This is a genomic window from Vallitalea maricola (assembly GCF_036985595.1).
GTDB lineage: Bacteria > Bacillota > Clostridia > Lachnospirales > Vallitaleaceae > Vallitalea > Vallitalea maricola.
In genome coordinates this window covers 1-17,594 of sequence record NZ_BTPU01000067.1, presented here as the reverse complement: position 1 = coordinate 17,594, position 17,594 = coordinate 1, and the positions used below count along the sequence as shown (strand labels likewise).

At 30.1% G+C, this 17,594-nt stretch carries 16 protein-coding genes and 1 riboswitch; of the genes, 6 read left to right on the top strand and 10 right to left on the bottom strand.

From position 1 onward, the window contains the following. Positions 1–205: 205 nt before the first annotated feature. Both feoB and AACQ14_RS17775 read right to left on the bottom strand, forming a co-directional pair. Positions 206–2,359 carry a ferrous iron transport protein B gene (gene feoB / locus AACQ14_RS17780; RefSeq protein WP_339364928.1) on the bottom strand — a complete coding sequence of 718 codons (2,154 nt, stop codon included), beginning with the start codon at positions 2,357–2,359 and terminating at the stop codon, positions 206–208. Continuing rightward, on the bottom strand, positions 2,359–2,604 hold the full coding sequence (locus AACQ14_RS17775) for a FeoA family protein (protein WP_339364927.1): 246 nt from the start codon (positions 2,602–2,604) through the stop codon (positions 2,359–2,361). Before AACQ14_RS17775 ends, feoB begins: the two co-directional genes overlap by 1 nt. Positions 2,605–2,965: 361 nt before the next feature. On the opposite strand from AACQ14_RS17775, the gene AACQ14_RS17770 reads away from it, so the two are divergent. Then, the gene (locus AACQ14_RS17770; RefSeq protein WP_339364926.1) at positions 2,966–3,373 is read left to right on the top strand and encodes a metal-dependent transcriptional regulator; all 408 of its coding nucleotides are present in this window, start codon (positions 2,966–2,968) and stop codon (positions 3,371–3,373) included. A 36-nt stretch (positions 3,374–3,409) separates the two neighbouring features. Here the strand turns inward: AACQ14_RS17770 and dapB are convergent, their stop codons facing one another. From dapB to AACQ14_RS17750, 4 genes are all read right to left on the bottom strand, one after another. Continuing rightward, the gene (gene dapB / locus AACQ14_RS17765; RefSeq protein WP_339364925.1) at positions 3,410–4,171 is read right to left on the bottom strand and encodes a 4-hydroxy-tetrahydrodipicolinate reductase; all 762 of its coding nucleotides are present in this window, start codon (positions 4,169–4,171) and stop codon (positions 3,410–3,412) included. Positions 4,172–4,282: 111 nt separating this feature from the next. Continuing rightward, complete coding sequence (dapA, locus tag AACQ14_RS17760) at positions 4,283–5,167, bottom strand: 4-hydroxy-tetrahydrodipicolinate synthase (RefSeq protein WP_273325683.1); 885 nt, start codon at positions 5,165–5,167, stop codon at positions 4,283–4,285. Positions 5,168–5,587: 420 nt separating this feature from the next. Continuing rightward, positions 5,588–5,767: riboswitch (Lysine riboswitch) on the bottom strand. A gap of 65 nt (positions 5,768–5,832) precedes the next feature. Beyond that, entirely contained in the window at positions 5,833–7,725 is a 1,893-nt protein-coding gene (gene htpG / locus AACQ14_RS17755) for a molecular chaperone HtpG (protein ID WP_339364924.1), read from the bottom strand. 319 nt (positions 7,726–8,044) lie between these two features. Beyond that, positions 8,045–8,533 carry a DUF5721 family protein gene (locus tag AACQ14_RS17750; RefSeq protein WP_339364923.1) on the bottom strand — a complete coding sequence of 163 codons (489 nt, stop codon included), beginning with the start codon at positions 8,531–8,533 and terminating at the stop codon, positions 8,045–8,047. Positions 8,534–8,704: 171 nt separating this feature from the next. Between AACQ14_RS17750 and AACQ14_RS17745 the strand changes: the two genes are divergently transcribed. The 3 genes from AACQ14_RS17745 to AACQ14_RS17735 all read left to right on the top strand — a co-directional run bounded on the left by AACQ14_RS17745 (position 8,705) and on the right by AACQ14_RS17735 (position 11,736). After that, on the top strand, positions 8,705–9,289 hold the full coding sequence (locus AACQ14_RS17745) for a DNA-3-methyladenine glycosylase (RefSeq protein ID WP_339364922.1): 585 nt from the start codon (positions 8,705–8,707) through the stop codon (positions 9,287–9,289). A 145-nt stretch (positions 9,290–9,434) separates the two neighbouring features. Further along, a complete protein-coding gene (locus tag AACQ14_RS17740; protein ID WP_339364921.1) occupies positions 9,435–10,730 on the top strand; it encodes a M18 family aminopeptidase in 1,296 nt (431 codons plus the stop codon). A gap of 166 nt (positions 10,731–10,896) precedes the next feature. Further along, positions 10,897–11,736, top strand: coding sequence for a DegV family protein (locus AACQ14_RS17735; RefSeq protein WP_339364920.1), 840 nt, complete (start codon positions 10,897–10,899; stop codon positions 11,734–11,736). Positions 11,737–11,784: 48 nt separating this feature from the next. On the opposite strand, the gene AACQ14_RS17730 is transcribed toward AACQ14_RS17735, so the two are convergent. The 4 genes from AACQ14_RS17730 to AACQ14_RS17715 form a co-directional block, all read right to left on the bottom strand. Next, positions 11,785–12,591, bottom strand: a complete 807-nt coding sequence (locus tag AACQ14_RS17730; RefSeq protein ID WP_339364919.1) for an ABC transporter permease — start codon at positions 12,589–12,591, stop codon at positions 11,785–11,787. Further along, positions 12,584–12,775: a hypothetical protein gene (locus tag AACQ14_RS17725; RefSeq protein WP_339364918.1), complete on the bottom strand. Its 192-nt coding sequence runs from the start codon at positions 12,773–12,775 to the stop codon at positions 12,584–12,586. The genes AACQ14_RS17730 and AACQ14_RS17725 overlap by 8 nt, the downstream gene beginning before the upstream one ends. A 9-nt stretch (positions 12,776–12,784) precedes the next feature. Further along, positions 12,785–14,371: a recombinase family protein gene (locus tag AACQ14_RS17720; protein WP_339364917.1), complete on the bottom strand. Its 1,587-nt coding sequence runs from the start codon at positions 14,369–14,371 to the stop codon at positions 12,785–12,787. A gap of 137 nt (positions 14,372–14,508) precedes the next feature. Further along, positions 14,509–14,928 carry a helix-turn-helix domain-containing protein gene (locus tag AACQ14_RS17715; protein WP_339364916.1) on the bottom strand — a complete coding sequence of 140 codons (420 nt, stop codon included), beginning with the start codon at positions 14,926–14,928 and terminating at the stop codon, positions 14,509–14,511. A gap of 187 nt (positions 14,929–15,115) precedes the next feature. Here AACQ14_RS17715 and AACQ14_RS17710 point away from each other — a divergent pair, with 187 nt between their 5' ends. Together AACQ14_RS17710 and rsgA are read left to right on the top strand one after the other, a co-directional pair. After that, the gene (locus AACQ14_RS17710; protein ID WP_113671867.1) at positions 15,116–15,361 is read left to right on the top strand and encodes a helix-turn-helix transcriptional regulator; all 246 of its coding nucleotides are present in this window, start codon (positions 15,116–15,118) and stop codon (positions 15,359–15,361) included. Positions 15,362–16,178: 817 nt separating this feature from the next. Then, on the top strand, positions 16,179–17,222 hold the full coding sequence (gene rsgA / locus AACQ14_RS17705) for a ribosome small subunit-dependent GTPase A (RefSeq protein WP_339364915.1): 1,044 nt from the start codon (positions 16,179–16,181) through the stop codon (positions 17,220–17,222). Positions 17,223–17,594: the final 372 nt, after the last annotated feature.

Below are 17,594 nucleotides of genomic sequence, written 5' to 3'. Positions count from 1 at the left end.
AGAGACAGCGGTAGTATGTTAAACCAATGTAGTGATAACCACTCTGGTTAGGTTTGTTGTTTATCTCTTTTTAAGATATACAACAAGTCGTAAAAATTGTGATTATCACTATATTTTTTACAGTTCTATTCATTTAGAGTAAAGAATTAAACCAGATTTAAATATCGAGCGAATATTCCCCTATACTATATTTGCGACTGTTCTCCTAATAAAATCCAAACAATCTAGCTGTTTGAGCCACAATAAAACATATCACTATTCCTGTTATGGTAGGTATAATAAATGATGCAAAAGTCCATTTTTTACTTTTAGTTTCTTTATAGATGGTTAATAATGTAGTTCCACATGGAAAATGATTCAGAGAGAATAACATAGTACATATGGCAGTAAGCATGGTCCATCCATTATTAACTAATAAATCTTTTAGATCTGAGAGACTATCAAGTTCTAGCATTGCACCAGTTGACATGTAACTCATAATAAGTATGGGTATAACAATTTCATTTGCTGGGAATCCCAATATGAATGCCATTAGTATATAGCCATCTAGACCAATCATATTGGCAAAAGGTTCTAGAAAATTAGCACAGTGGGATAGAATACTTATATCTCCAACAGTGATATTCTGTAGAATCCATATGATTACTCCAGCGGGAGCAGCTACAATTATAGCTCTACCTAATACAAATAAAGTTCTGTCGATTATTGATCTAATCAATATCTTACCAATCTGTGGTTTTCTGTAAGGCGGTAATTCTAATGTAAAGGATGAGGGTATTCCCTTAAGTATAGTTTTTGATAGCAACCTTGATATTCCAAAAGTTAGAAATACAGCAAGAACAATAGTAAGTAGAATTATTATAGTACCAATTACAGATGAAAATTTACCGCTAATTCCAGCAATGAAGATTGTAGCTAGTGCGATAAGTGTTGGAAAGCGTCCATTACAAGGTACAAAATTATTAGTTATTATTGCAATAAGACGTTCACGAGGAGAATCTATTATTCTACAGGAAGTTATACCAGCTGCATTACATCCAAATCCCATGCACATAGTCAATGCCTGCTTACCATGAGCACAACATTTCTTAAAAAAATAATCTAAATTAAAAGCTATCCTAGGTAGATATCCCAAATCTTCTAATAGAGTAAACAATGGGAAGAATATAGCCATAGGGGGTAGCATAACAGATATTATCCAGCCTAGAGTCCTGAACAATCCCAAAACAAGTACACCATGAACCCAAGCAGGAGTATTAATCCAGTTGAAAAATTCTGTTAATTTTAATTCTGCATTACAAAACATATTTGACAATAGTGATGACGGATAGTTAGCACCTATAATTGTTATCCAAAATATGATGCCAAGTAGTAAAAGCATTATAGGAATACCAAGTGCTTTGGAAGTAATAACTTTGTCAATTTTCCTATCAAAATCTCTATGTTGCTTTTTATGTTCGGTTATCACCTTATTAGTTATTGTCTCAGCTTTTTCGATTATACTAGATACAATTTTTTCTCTGAGATTATTAATATTCATATGATGAACTACTTCAAGCTCTTCTTTTATGGTTTTTATCTTGTTCATGATTTCATTATGAGTTGATAAATCAATATCAAGATATTTTAATATAGATTGTATTATTGAATTATCTCCATCAAGTAATCTTAACGAAGTCCATCTCATATCTAAAACATCATTTTTAATTATAGGAGATATAAGAGGACATAACTCATCAACAGCATTAGTTATCTGTTCATTATAATTAATAGATATAGGAGATAAAGTTTCCTTTGTTTTAATCATACTATGTAAACTATCTTTTAATACATCAAGGCCTATACTCCTTCTAGCGTTAGTAGGAACAACTGGAATTCCAAGTTCTTCAGATAATTTTCTGCAATCTATATCAATACCTTTTCTTTTGGATTCATCAATTAAGTTAACACATAAAATAACATTACTTGTAATTTCAAGTATCTGGATTACTAGATTGAGATTTCGTTCTAGGCATGTGCTGTCTGCAACTACTACTACAGCATGAGGTTTACCAAAACATATAAAATCTCTAGCTATTTCTTCTTCAACAGAGTTTGATAAAAGAGAGTACGTACCAGGTAGATCTACAAGGATATAATTCTGTTCCTTATGAGTAAATGTACCTCTAGCATTAGTGACTGTTTTTCCCGGCCAATTTCCAGTATGCTGTTTTAGTCCTGTTAGGGAATTAAAAACTGTGCTTTTGCCTGTATTAGGATTACCTGCCAAAGCAATGACTATATCATCTGGAGATTGCAGGTCTACATTAAAACTATCTCTTAGAGTTTTTAGACCAGTGGATTGATTAGTAAGTCCCATTAAATAGACTCCTCCTTCTTAGGAATATATTCTACTATTATCTTAGATGCTTCTTCTGAACGCAACGCTATAACTGAACCTCTAATTTCATATGCTACAGGGTCTCCACAAGGGCTCTTATACAAAGCTTTTATGAAAGTATCTTTTACTAATCCTAAATCAAGTAATCTTCTTCTAGTGATTCCATCAGCCTGTAATCTCAACAACTTACAATTTTTACCTATTGTAAGTTTATCAAGTGACATTATGTTACTATTTATACAAATCACCTCAATCATAATTTTTATAGGGATATATTTACTTATTTGAATATAACTTATAAAAAAGTTAGCCGTAAGAAACTTTTCTAACTCATTTAGAATAATATATTTTAATAGAACCTGTTTGGTGCAAGTACAAATAAGATTTTTTTAAAATAATAACTATAATTCAATTAATCACTAAAAATAATATTGGAAATTGGAATGTATATATTGAAGAGGAATAAATCTAGTAACAAAATAATAAATTAGACTTAGGGAGGCGATAATCATCAATTTATCTGAGTTCTATACATTTAGAGGTTATGAGATACTAAATAGGGAAAATAATTATCTCACCCCCAGCATGGAAGATTATCTGGAAATGATACATAGAATATGTAAAGAAGAAAATTACGTAAGAATGAATCAACTTGCTAATAATCTCAATGTAAGACCTTCTTCATCAACTAAAATTGTTCAAAAACTTAATTCAATAGGATTAGTTAATTATGAAAAATACGGATTAATAAATCTTACTGAAGAAGGGGAGAAGATAGGAGAATTTTTATATCATAGACATATGGTTATAGAAAAATTTCTTAACATTATTGGAGTTAAGGATAGCATATTGAAGGATACAGAATTAATGGAACATTATGTTAGACCAATGGTTCTAAAAAATATGGAACAGTTCGTTAAGTTTCTAGATGTTAATCCCAATATCCTACAAAAATATTATAAATACCTAAAAAATAATAATCAGCAGCTTTAAACATGGTCGTTTAATCTGCTGACGTAAAATACTTTTTTAATTACCTTCAATTACATTCTGCATATCATACATACCTTCAGATTTTTGGCTTAAGAACTTAGCAGCATTCACAGCTCCAACAGCAAAAATATCCTTTGATAAGGCACTATGATTAAGTTCGATTATTTCATCTTTTCCAGCGAATATAATTGAATGCTCACCGACGATTGTACCGCCTCTAACAGCATGTATACCTATTTCTTTTGAATCACGTTTAACTCTTTCCTTAGATCTATCATAAGTATAGGAATATTCATTATTAAGAGAAGCATTAATTGAATCAGCAATAGCTAATGCAGTACCACTAGGAGCATCGATCTTTTGATTGTGATGTTTCTCAATAATCTCAATATCAAAATTAGCTGAGGTAAGGGTTTGTGCAGCTTTCTTTACTAAGTTAAGTATTAAATTAACTCCAAGTGACATATTAGCCGATAAAAGGATAGCAATCTCTTTACTAGCTTCATTAACAAAATTAATTTGTTCATCATTCAGACCGGTTGTACATAAAACAACAGGTATTTTTCTAGACTTTGCATAGTCGATTAATGAAGGTACAGCTTTGGCAGTGGAAAAGTCGATTATAACATCTCCTTCAACATCAAGAGTGTTAATATCAGTAAAAACAGGGTATGGGTTATCAATATGATCAGATATATCAATACCTGCTACTATAGAGGTATCATTATCTTCTTCTACTATTTTAGAAATTACCTGTCCCATTTTCCCATTACAACCATGCATTATAATTCTAGTCATTGTAAAACTCCTTTCATTTTAAAAGCTTTCCACGAAAAAAAGTAGTTTTTTCCATAGTATATAAATAACCACTGAATACTGAATCAAAATGTATTCAGTGGTTTTAATGATTTAGATAGTTATTCCTAATTTTTTAATTGCGTTCTCAACTCTTAATCTATTAGCTGGTTCCATATCTGTTAATGGTAAGCGACATGGGCCAGATGGAAGGCCTAAATAATTCATAGCAGCTTTAACTGGTATTGGATTGACTTCACAGAAAAGTGATTTAATCAATTCATGTAATTTAAGTTGTAAATCAAGACTTCCTTTTACATCCCCAGCTAAAAACTTGGCAACTATGTCATGAGTTTCTTTTGGTAGAATGTTAGCTACTACTGAGATAACACCTTTACCGCCTAGAGAGAGTAGAGGTACTATCTGATCATCATTACCAGAATATAAATCAAGATTACCTTCGCATCTAGCAACTAATTCAGTAATATGACCTATGTTTCCACTAGCTTCCTTTATAGCAACGATATTATCTACTTTTGATAATTCTACTGCAGTATCTACATCAATGTTAAGACCTGTTCTTGATGGTACATTATATAATACAACAGGGATATCAACGCTGTTTGCAATAGAAGAAAAGTGTCTAATCAATCCTTTTTGGGTAGTTTTATTATAATAAGGAGTCACTTGCAATAGACCGTCAGCGCCAAGCTTCTCAGCTCTCTTAGATAATTCAATACCATGCTTAGTGTCATTGCTTCCAGTTCCAGCTATAACAGGTACTCTTTTATTAGTCCTGTCGATTGCTACTTTTATACATTCAAGATGTTCCTCATCATTAAGTGTTGATGATTCACCAGTTGTACCACAGATAACAATACAATCAGTTTTATTTTCTATTTGAAAATCAATTAATTTCTCTAATCCTTCAAAGTTAACACTCATATCATCGTTAAATGGTGTTACTATCGCTACACCAGATCCTGTAAAAATAGACATATAACAACCTCCTAAGATTTTATATACAAAATTATTTACCTACATCTATAAACTTTACATTTTATTATTACTTTCTATTTTCCTTGAAATCTTTTATGTGACACAGTCACTCATGTTTATCTTATAGAAAAGTCTATTTCTAAAGCATATGAAATGCTTAAAATAGCTTTTTATTCTACTTTAGTATATCTGTTTTTCACCAAAACATCAATATAAGGTAAGCAAATATTTACGATTTCATGTGGAAAATTATTTTTATGATTACCAGACCTCCTATTTCTATTACTTACTTAATATATTATATTGCTATTAACTAAAATAATTGAAATTTTTGTTTAATATTTCAGTATTTAGTGGAGGATAAAATTTTAATAAAAAACAGTCGGCGTTACGTGCCGACTGTGATAATCAATATTAAATGTCACAAGTAGCACCCCATATATAATATTATATATGACAGTTATATAGCTATTGACTATATACCCAGACAGAAAATAAACAGGTATTTTCTTCTTCGGCACCTTACCCTTTCAGCAATCATCACTTTTGCCTGAACAAATCAAATTACTTACTAATGTAAAATGCTCCTCTACCATACTAAACTATTAAATTTTGTATTATAATATCACTAATGTAGATATTTGTCAAATATTATCTATTAAAGATTAGATTAATTTTTGAAGAATCTTATTACTTCTTTCAATGAATTTAGTCATTGCTTCAGGGGATAACTGTTTATGACTTATCATAGCTAAATCATAAATTTGATTACAGAATATATCAGTATTTTCGTTATCCTTATTATCAATGATATATTTAACTAACTTGTTTTTCTTGTTAAGTAGAAGACTTTCATTACTTGGCATAGCTGCACTGTCCATTCCAAACATACCGTACATTTTGCTCATATCCTGCATTCTACGAGATTCTTCAGGTAATATTATCATAGCTGAAATATCTTCTGATTTTAGATTCTCCATAGTTACATTAAGATTTTCATTAGCAAGAGCTTTTCTGAATATAGTTTGAACTTCTTCACTAAGCTTTTTATTGTCTTCTTCACTTGTACTGTCTTCATCTTTTAGACTATCAGTAAGGTCAGCATCTATTCTAGCAAATTTTATATTATTTTCACTTTCCTTCATCTCAATATGTGAAATATATGGCTGGTCAATAGTTGTATTCATTATGACAGCTTCCATACCATTATCTTTGAACATCTTGATGTATTGAGATTGAAGAGTTTCATCTGTTACATAGTAGACTTTATTTTCATGTTTTTCTTTATTTCTATCTAAATACTCTTCAAGAGTTACATAATCACCTGTTGTTGTTTTATATAAGATGATTCCCTTTGTTTTGTCAAAGAACTTATCATCTTTTAAGCATCCGAATTTAATGAATGGATGAATATCATCCCAGAACTTTTCATAGGATTCTTTTTCTTTCTTATATAATGAATTAAGTTTGTCAGCAACTTTTTTAGTGATGTAGTTAGAAATTTTCTTAACGAATCCATCATTTTGTAAGAAACTTCTTGATACATTAAGTGGAAGGTCAGGACAATCTAAAACACCTTTTAACAATAGTAAGAATTCAGGAATAACCTCTTTGATATTATCAGCAACAAATACTTGGTTATTATATAACTTGATTTGTCCTTCCATTGTATCAAATTGATTTCCAAGTTTAGGGAAGTAGAGGATTCCTTTTAAGTTGAATGGATAATCCATATTAAGGTGAATCCAGAATAAAGGTTCTTTGAAATCCATAAAAATCTTTCTATAGAATTCCTTATATTCTTCATCAGTACACTCATTAGGTTTCTTTAAGTATAGAGGTGTAGTATCATTTAATGGTTTTGGTGCTTCAGGTTCTTTTGCCTCACCATTTGCATCTTCATTTTCTACCTTAGGCTCTTCTTTATTAGGATTGATAAGGTAGATTTCTATAGGCATTAGAGAACAATATTTTTGGATAGTGCTTTTGACTGTCCATTCATTCAAGAAGTCTTTTCCATCTTCACCAATACTTAATGTAATCTTAGTTCCTCTTTCAGTCCTATCACTATCGCTCATTTCATATTCATTACCACCGTCACTTACCCAACGTACTGCTTTTGCTCCTTCTTGATAAGAAAGAGTATCTATTGTAACTTTTTCTGCTACCATGAAGGCAGAATAGAAACCAAGTCCAAAATGACCGATAATCTGATCTTCATTAGCCTTATCTTTATATTTATTAAGAAAATCTTCAGCACCAGAGAAAGCAATTTGGTTAATATATTGTTTAACCTCTTCATCAGTCATACCGATACCATTATCTATAAAAGTCAAAGTTTTCTCTTTGTCATCAACGATAACTTCAATCTTGAATTCATTATCTTCTGGTAGAGATGCCTCTCCCATTGCATCCAATTTCTTTAATTTTGTTATAGCATCACAACCATTGGAAATAAGCTCTCTTACAAATATATCGTGGTCAGAATATAACCATTTCTTTATTATTGGAAAAATATTTTCACTATGGATGGATAAATTCCCTTTTTCAGTACTCATTCTTAACTCCTCCTAACGTTTTTCGTAAAGTAATTTTTATTTATATTGTAGGAATCCCAACAAATGATTTAATACTTCCCTATACCATTGGAGCGACTGTTAGTTACTTTAGTCACTACTTAGCTGCATATTTCATTAGGAATTCCATAAAGTATTAATAATTATGTCTAACTAAAATAGAAAAATTATATGTGTTATTAAAACTTATATAAAATATAATAAATGTATTTTCAATAGATGTCAAGATAAAATTAGCACTCGTCTAAGAAGAGTGCTAACAAAAAGATGTTTTAATATTGTAAACTGTGTATTTAAGCCTTTAAACAGCTATACCATGTTTTTTGAAAAATGTTTTTACAGAGTTATCCCAATAACTTTCTAAAGTTTTATCTAACGTAAATATATTCATGGAGCTTCCAGTAGTACACTTTAGAACGTTATCTTCAAATAAGATATTGATGAATAATCCATTTACATTATCAGCTTTAATACTTAATTCATGTTTATTAACCATGCTTTCTATTTTATCATGGGGTAGGGAAAAGACAATCTTCAGATATGAAGGGGTCTTGTTACCTTTTATCATATAGAAAGCAATATCCTTTATCTCTGACCATTTAACCAGTTTTCTATGTCCAAGTATCTCTATTTCATCTGACGATAGGTATTTTTTATTTAAATCACAAGATATATTAAACTTAGTAAAAGTATGAAGTTCTACACTTGATACTTCAAATTCATCAAACATTTTATCTCTTAATAGATTATTCATAAAAAGTTTTATATCAATTACGTTAAAAGATACCATTTAGCACCATTCCTTCCAAATTACCTATCGATATTATACCCTTAAAGTATATCATACAAAATAGAGGTAGAACTTTCAATACTTTTATTGTAATATTATTAAGTAAGTAGTATATCGATTAAAGCATTGTATAATTTTAAAAATATGTATAGAAAGTAGAGTTGTTTACATATGAATAAATTAAGTAGAGATTTCTATGAAAGAGATACATTGGTAGTTGCAAAAGAATTATTAGGTAAGTATCTAGTATATAATGATAACGATGAAGAGGTTGTAGTAAAAATAACTGAAGTTGAAGCATACAAAGGTATTGATGATAAAGCTTGCCATACTTATGGAGGGAGAAGAACACCTAGAACCGAAGTAATGTGGGGTGAAGCTGGACATGCGTATATTTACATCATATATGGGATGTATTATTGCCTTAATGTAGTTACAGAAAATATTGATAATCCATGCGCTGTGTTGATTAGAGGAGTAAAACCAGTTAAAAATATTACTAAAATGTCTTACAATAGATATAATAAAGCTTATGAAGAGCTTAACAGTTATCAAAAGAAAAATTTTTCTAATGGACCAGGTAAGCTATGTAAAGCCTTATCCCTTGACCTTACTCAAAATGGAATGGATTTGCTTTCTGACAATTTATATATATATGATAACAAAGAAAATATTGTAGACATAAAAAAATCAAAACGAATCAATATTGATTATGCTGAAGAAGCAGCTGATTATTTGTGGAGATTTTATATATAAGTTGAATTATAGACAAAACGAAACAAGAGCTCTAATTCGGCATATAAAGATAATGTAGTAAATATAAACTTTCCCACTACAAACAGTCATGTTCTGAACTAAAGGTGGTAAGTTGAATTAACGATTAAAGAAAGGAAAATAAAAAATGAGAACAAGTATGAGTTATGCAAAAGATTTATTGACATTTATTAAAAACAGTCCTTCACCATATCATGGAGTTATAGAAGGCAAGAAATTACTTGATAGAGCAGGATTTAAAGAACTCAAAATGAAAGATGAGTGGCAGATGCAAAGAGGTGGCAAATATTATATTATCCCTTATTCATCAACAATAATAGCTTTTACAGTAGGAGAGTTAGTTGATGATATGGGATACAAAATAATATTATCCCATACTGATAGTCCAAGTTTCAAGATAAAACCTATCTCTGAAATTAAAACAGAAAATTATATTACACTTAATACAGAAGTCTATGGAGGACCTATATATTATACATGGTTGGATAGACCTTTATCATTAGCTGGTAAAGTAGCATTAAAATCAGATAATCTCATGAAACCAACAATAAAGTATATAGATTTCAAGAAATCTGTACTTACAATACCAAGTTTAGCAATTCATATGAATAGAGATGTCAATGAAGGTGTCCAATTCAATCCTCAAAAAGATACTTTACCTTTAATTGGACAGATTAATGATGTACTGGAAAAAGATAATTATCTAGTATCACATATCGCAAAAGAACTTGATGTGGAAGTAGATGATATATTGGATTTCGAACTGTTCCTTTACTTAATAGGAGAGGGGAATATTGTTGGTATTAATGATGAATTTGCCCAATCTTCTAGATTAGATAATCTAGCTATGGTATACACTAGTCTTTCAGCAATTGCAAGCACAGAAAATAAGAGCGGTATTAATATAGCTGCTTGTTTCGATAATGAAGAAATAGGAAGCAGGACTAAGCAAGGTGCAGATTCAGTCATGTTTGCTAACATATTAGACAGGATATCCTTGGGACTAAGTAGAACAAAATCAAAACACTATAGAATGTTAGATGAATCATTTATGATATCAGCAGATGCTGCTCATGCATTACATCCTAATGCTGTAGAAAAAAATGACCCAACTAATAAACCATTACTTAATGATGGTATAGTTATAAAACTAAGTGCAAAACAAAGTTATGCTACAGACTGCGAATCAACAGGTGTAATTCAGCAATTATGTGGTAATATAAATATTCCTTACCAAAAATACGTTAACAATTCAACTATACCAGGAGGAAAAACATTAGGACCTATTACTACATCTTATGTACCTATAAAAACAGTGGACGTAGGAGTACCTATGCTCGCAATGCATTCAGTCAATGAATTAGTAGGGGTAAAAGATTTATTGAGTATGGATAAACTATTTAGTAAGTTTTATAGTTTGTAGATATTAAAATATTGATATATAAGTTGAATTAGATAAATGTGAACTTTTATTTATTATATTTATAACTAAAAACTTAAAAGAGCCTTTTATTATTTTTACATTTATGGTAATATTAAGTAGTATTAATAACTACATTGTGCAGTATAGATGTTGAGGAGGCTATTCATTGAATTTTAAAATCGTAGTAGACAGCAGTTGTGATATAACTAAAAAGATGAAACAAAATATGAACGTAGATATAACCCCACTTACCATAGAGCTAGAGGGTACAAGATATAGGGATGATGATTCATTTGATGTAGATGGCTTTGTTACGCAAATGAATGCAAGTACTAGTGTACCTAAGACTGCATGTCCTTCACCAGCAGAATATATTGATAGATTTGCGGGGGAAGAAGAAAACGTATTCGTTATAACTTTATCAAGTAAATTAAGTGGAAGTTATAACAGTGCTGAAATTGCAAAAGATATTTATCTCAGTGAAAATGATAATAAGAATATACATGTTTTTGACTCACTTAGTGCATCAGCAGGTGAAGTATTATTGACGTTGAAAGTTGACTATCTTGCAAAGCTTGGAAAAACTTATTCACAAATAGTAGATACTATAGGTAATTATATCAAAGAAATGAAAACACTATTTGTACTAAATAAACTGGATAATCTTGTTAAAACAGGAAGAATGAGTCTAGTAAAAGCTGCTATAGCTAATGTACTTAATATAAAACCTGTATTAGCTTCTAATGGCAAAGGTGAAATAATTATGATAAATAAAGGTAGAGGTATCAACAAGGCTATTAGCAAAATGATTGCCGCAATTGGCGAGACTAAAATCAATCTTGAAGATAAATTGTTGGTTATAGCACATTGTAATTGTTTCAAAAGAGCTAATACTATAAAAGACAAGGTTAATGATATGTATAACTTTAAAGACATATTTATTGTAGAAATGCGTGGAATTTCTTCTACCTATGCTAATGATGGGGGAATAGTTATAGCTTTTTAATATATAGACTCTGTTTGGCGTTAACAGTTGCTAAACAGAGTCTTTTAATTATTCATTGAGCTTATTAACTTTTTTTTCTGCAAATACAATCAGTTCATACAGACCCGTTGCTAATAAAGCTAATATGATGATACTCATCATTACCCAATCCATCTTGAGTACTTGACTACCATAAACAATTAACTGACCAAGTCCTGCTCTGCCAGCTATGAACTCACCTATGATAACACCAATAAAAGATAGTCCTATATTAACTTTCATAGTACTGATGATATTGGAAAAGTTAGCTGGAATAATAACTTTTTTCAGTACATCTATTTTTTTACCATTGAAAGTGTAGATAAGCTTTACTTTTTCTTTATCCACATTTACAAAGCCATTAAACACATTTATGATTGTAACTACTATAGCAACTGTTAAAGCAGTTATGATTATTGATCTTTTATTATGACCTAGCCAAACAATAAAAATAGGGGCTAATGCTGTTTTAGGCAGACTATTGAATACTATTAGATAGGGTTCAAGTATTTTGGATATTTTATTGTTCCACCATAAGATAATAGCTATTATGATGCCTAAAATACTTCCTAATACAAAACTGATTATTGTTTCATATAGAGTTACCCAAATGTGATATAACAGGGAACCATCCATTAACATTTCTATAAAGGTTTTAACAATTCTAGATGGAGAGCTGAATATAAAAGAATCAATTATTCCATATAATGAACATATTTCCCAGGTAATTATTAGTACTGCTAATATGATTATCTGATATAACAGGATAACTTTTCTTTCTTTATAAACTTTTCTTAAATATTTATTTTGTTCAGGTGACATATTGTCATTATTCATTTTTATCTAGCTCCTTCCATATAGCATTAAAATAATTACGAAATTCAGGAGCACTTCTGGAATTAAAAGGTGTTTTATTTTCTACAGTAAGTTTGATATCAAATATTTTTTTTATGGTTGCAGGACGTTTACTAAGAACGACAACTTTGTCACCCATGCTGATAGCTTCATCTATATGTAACAAAAAGTTACACTATAGATTATTAACAGGCAGAAGTTCAACTTCTAGTTTGTCACCATCCCATAGAATATCTTTTATAATTTTATTAATCAATATCTTTTTTTGTTCATTTGATAATAGATTATGTATACTGCCATTAGTCAAGTAATTAAGATTATAATCATTATCAGTACCATTAGTGGTGGTATCAGTGAGCATTTTTAACTGTTTATTTAGTGATTGTAGTTTATTATCCATTTGTTCAATTTCATATATAATATATTTTGATGCTGAAGAAGTTTTACTTGATAATATTAAAGTCAATTGATAGATTGCATTTTTTGTTTCACTGATTTCTTTTTCTAATTCAGCTATTTCTTTGTCTTTATCAAACTCAATTTTCGTATTAATATAGTTTTGTAATTTATCAATAAGCTTATCAACTGATAGATATTGTTCTAAGGAGTCAAAAATTATTTCTTCACATAAATTTCCTTTAAGGTTTTTTACGTGGCAGTCAGTATTATGAGTAGATTCTTTCACCCGGCATTTATAATAAAAATGTTTCACATGCTTATCTTCGTATTTGCTTATTATTTTCAGTGGTACTCTACAATTTTTACATTTGATAAGAGGGGTTAGAATTGCTGTCTTACTGCCTATAGAATAATTTCTATGTATATTGGATAATAATATTGTTTGGACTTTTATCCAATTAGCTGATGTAACAATAGGACTGTGAACACCAATAGAAATAATCCAACTGGACAGCTCTTTTTTATGAGGAACATGTTTTTTTTCATTATTCTTATTGTAAGCCATAATTCCATAGGTTCCATCAAAATCTTTACTACTTAATTCTTTAGTGATTAATGAATTATTTTCTAGGAAATAATTATATGCTTCATTATCTGCAGCCATATAAACTGGATTATTTAGTATATTTTTTAGAGAACTAATATTAAAATCTTTATTGTTTCTAGTCTTCAAGTTGTTTTTTAGTGTATATAGCTGTAATTTAGTAAGAGAACCTAGATCTAAGTATTTTTTGAAAATTATTTCAACCAATTTACTTTCTTGGGGTACGTTGGAGAGAATGGATATTGATTTTCCGGTAATTTTGTCTACTATTCTTGTTGACTTATAGCCTAGAGGGGTTATACCTCCAAGCCATCTACCTGTTTCAGCTAATTTGTACATGTTATCTTTAATTCTTTCTGCGATTGTTTCACGCTCTAGCTGTGCAAAGACACTTGCTATATACATCATAGCACGCCCCATAGGAGTGGAAGTATCAAAATGGTCCCTTATACTGATAAATTCAATATTATGGGAGGCAAGCAACTCTAATATATTGGAAAAATCCAACACATTCCTACTTACTCTATCTAATCTATAACATATGAGAACATCAAATTTTTTTTCTTTTGCATTCCTAAGCATTTCTTGATATCTGGGTCGTCTGGTATTACCACCTGAAAAGCCTTCGTCTTCGTATATGTATAGATTTTTTACATTGAAATTATTATGAGCATATTCTTTACATAATTCTATTTGATTTTTTATTGATTCGCCGGATTCTGTTATCTTTGATTTTCTTGAATAGATTCCTATATTCATTTAATTACTCCTTATATTTATTATATATAAGTATATGAATATAATTAGAGTTTAAGAGCAGAAAATTTAATTTCTGCTCTTAAGAGAGTGTAGAGTATGATATTATTAAATATCGATAAGGATATTCACATTCATAATTACTGCTTAGTAGGATTAACCTTATTCCGATGCATTTCTTCTGCAATTTCCCTTGCATGAATTAAAGTCTTTAAGATAATACTTCTTGTTTGTTCATCAATAAGTTCTCCATGGAATTTTAGACCATCAACTTCTTCTAATTTTTCAATAAAAGTATCCAGATCAACATCTATGGATTTATTATCGTCTAACTCCCTAATGGGAAGAGAGTTATTACTTCTTCCTAGCAGATAATCAGTGGTAGTATTTAAAGCTAAAGCAATTCTATTAATTATTTCGCCCTTAGGCTCTCGAAGGTTATTTTCATATCTTGACATTGTTGCTTCTGTAACATGAACTTTACCAGCTAATTCTTTTTGAGTAAGCTGCTTTTTTTTTCTAAGACTTAATATTCGATAACCAATAGAATTATTATCCATTATAAACACCACTTTAAATAATTATTTTTGTAATATATATACCCTTTGAGATATTTCATTAATAGTATAATACTTACTTACCAAAATTAAAATTAGTATTACCAAAAATACAAACTATTAGTTGACACTTACCAAATGGTATGGTACGATTTATTTGTTCGAATGGTAAGTGCTGGGAGGTGAATGTATGAATACTTATAGATTAAAATCTGCCAGAGCTTCTATGGGATACACACAGGTAGAAATGGCAAGAAAGCTGTCCATAACACAAAAAACTTACAATAGAAAAGAACTTGGAATAGTCGATTTCAATTTACGTGAAGTAACCAAAATTATTGAAATTTTGAAGCTAGATGTTGATAATGTGTATGGTATTTTTTTCAATGATAAACTTACCAATTGTATACCTAATGAAGCTTCTAAAAATGCTTAGTCAGAAAAAATATCACTATAATACATATATTAAAGCAACTATATATTAAAAAGCAAATATATATTGATGTTTAATAATATATTCTTGGGAAAAAACACTTAAGCTACTAAACATTAAAATTATAATGTACAATAGATTTTTAGTTCGTTTCTATTAAATTTAATGCATGATTAATACATTTACTTATAATATTATTGGCTTAACTAGAATAAATTATGTTAGAATTTTAATGAAAAATAATGATTTATGGATAATAGATGTTATAATCAATATTCAAGATCATAATTAAAAATATGTTGTTGATAAAGAAGGTAACCTCTCATTATGTTGGTAGCCTTTTTTATTTTAGAATAAAAAGGGATAATTCTTATATTGTTAGACTATTGTCAATAATTTTTGTACTTACAGAATATAAAAGAGTGTATTATGAAAATATAAATATTAAATAGTGCTTTTAAAAGAGAGATATATATGGTAGAATGTAGCTATAAATTTGATTTTTGAAAGGAGTGGTGTTACATGTTAAAAATGAATATGGTAATACAAGTAACTAAAAAATTGATATTAAACTGCTCCCAGGGAAAAATTAATTATTAGAATAATTATTAGACCTAGAGCAGCGTCATTTGTTGCCTAGGTTTTTATATTTATTGATAAAGGGCTTTTCTTGTGGATTACGTAGGGAAAGTCTGTGTATGAATATTATATAATTCTATACTTCTGTGGATAATTATAATCCTAGTGCGATGAATGAACGGTGCATTAGGATTTTTTTCTGGAGAGAAAAAGGAAGGTAATAATATTTATGAGGATTAACATGTATGGATGGAATCAAGATTTGGAAGATAGTTTTAAAACTCATTATGAGAATGGTTTAATACCTGCACGTATACTAGTTGAACATAGAGGAATGTATAAAGTCATAACAGAACAAGGTGAACTTGACGGTATTAATTCAGGTAAATTGTATTACGAGAATGATAAGGAAGCATTACCTACAGTAGGTGATTGGGTGGCTGTAACACCTATTGATGGTGAAGATAAGGTGGTTATTCAGTACGTTTTACCTAGAAAAAGCCAATTTGTCAGAAAAATAGCGGGTACAACTACAGAAGGGCAAGTAGTTGCTGCTAATTTTGATTATGTTTTTATCGTTGCATCCCTTAATAATAACTTTAATATCAATAGATTGGAAAGGTATTTGACTACAGCATGGGAGAGTGGTGCAGAGCCGGTTATAATATTGAGCAAAGCTGATTTGTGTAATAATACGAATGAGAGATTGATAGAAGTAGAGAATATTGCTTTTGGTGTGAGTACTTATGCAATTAGTTCATTAGAAGGTATAGGTATTTCGCAGATAAAAAGGTATTTCCAAGAGGGTAAAACTTCGGTTGTATTGGGTTCGTCTGGTGTAGGTAAGTCAACGCTCATAAACACTTTGTGTGGAGAGGAAATATTGAAAGTCAATGAAGCAAGGGAAGGTGACGATAGAGGGAGACATACGACGACTCATAGGCAATTGATAATACTTGAAGATGGGGGGATGGTTATAGATACCCCGGGAATGAGAGAGCTTGGGTTATGGAGTGAAGGTGAAGAAGGGAATGCTCTATCAGATACTTTTACTGATATTGATGAACTTGCGAAAAGATGTAGGTTTAGAGATTGTACTCATAGTAATGAACCGGGGTGTGCTGTTTTAGAGGCTATTGATAGTGGAGAGTTGGAGAGAGGCAGGCTTGATAATTTTAATAAACTTAAGAGAGAGTTGAGGTTTATTGAAGGAAAGAAGAATGCTAGGGTGAGGTTGGAAGAGAAAAAGAAGATGAAAGCTATGTTTAAAAAATATAGGAGATAGCTTGATTAGTTTTAGGTTGCTACAGTATTTAATGTGTAGTGACCTTTTGTTTTGCGAAATTAGGATTAAGGGGTAATATGATAAATGTGGAAATAGGGAGTAGAGGTTATGTGTATAAAAGGGTGTGTTCTGTGCAGGACGTCTAAACGCCTTTCCTCTAAACATGGACGTTTAGCGGAAAGGAATAGTATAGCCATAAGGATGATATTAGAAAAATATCATTTGTGGAAATAATGCTAAAATTGAATTTTTTCATGTTTTAAAGCATGCTAATTAGAAGAAAAAGTGTTTTGTAACTATATTGACGGGGACTACAAGCAAAATAGTATATGTATATGTGAAGTAGTGAGGCAGGACGCCGAACCCAGCTTT

What these genes read in the sequence shown, in the direction of transcription:
- AACQ14_RS17745 (WP_339364922.1), top strand. Translation starts at nt 8,705, where the DNA reads ATGAATAAATTAAGTAGAGATTTCTATGAAAGAGATACATTGGTAGTT.
- AACQ14_RS17720 (WP_339364917.1), bottom strand. Translation starts at nt 14,371, where the DNA reads ATGAATATAGGAATCTATTCAAGAAAATCAAAGATAACAGAATCCGGC.
- rsgA (WP_339364915.1), top strand. Translation starts at nt 16,179, where the DNA reads ATGTATGGATGGAATCAAGATTTGGAAGATAGTTTTAAAACTCATTAT.
- AACQ14_RS17775 (WP_339364927.1), bottom strand. Translation starts at nt 2,604, where the DNA reads ATGTCACTTGATAAACTTACAATAGGTAAAAATTGTAAGTTGTTGAGA.
- htpG (WP_339364924.1), bottom strand. Translation starts at nt 7,725, where the DNA reads ATGAGTACTGAAAAAGGGAATTTATCCATCCATAGTGAAAATATTTTT.
- AACQ14_RS17770 (WP_339364926.1), top strand. Translation starts at nt 2,966, where the DNA reads ATGGAAGATTATCTGGAAATGATACATAGAATATGTAAAGAAGAAAAT.
- AACQ14_RS17740 (WP_339364921.1), top strand. Translation starts at nt 9,435, where the DNA reads ATGAGAACAAGTATGAGTTATGCAAAAGATTTATTGACATTTATTAAA.
- AACQ14_RS17730 (WP_339364919.1), bottom strand. Translation starts at nt 12,591, where the DNA reads ATGAATAATGACAATATGTCACCTGAACAAAATAAATATTTAAGAAAA.
- AACQ14_RS17715 (WP_339364916.1), bottom strand. Translation starts at nt 14,928, where the DNA reads ATGGATAATAATTCTATTGGTTATCGAATATTAAGTCTTAGAAAAAAA.
- AACQ14_RS17750 (WP_339364923.1), bottom strand. Translation starts at nt 8,533, where the DNA reads ATGGTATCTTTTAACGTAATTGATATAAAACTTTTTATGAATAATCTA.
- AACQ14_RS17710 (WP_113671867.1), top strand. Translation starts at nt 15,116, where the DNA reads ATGAATACTTATAGATTAAAATCTGCCAGAGCTTCTATGGGATACACA.
- dapA (WP_273325683.1), bottom strand. Translation starts at nt 5,167, where the DNA reads ATGTCTATTTTTACAGGATCTGGTGTAGCGATAGTAACACCATTTAAC.
- dapB (WP_339364925.1), bottom strand. Translation starts at nt 4,171, where the DNA reads ATGACTAGAATTATAATGCATGGTTGTAATGGGAAAATGGGACAGGTA.
- feoB (WP_339364928.1), bottom strand. Translation starts at nt 2,359, where the DNA reads ATGGGACTTACTAATCAATCCACTGGTCTAAAAACTCTAAGAGATAGT.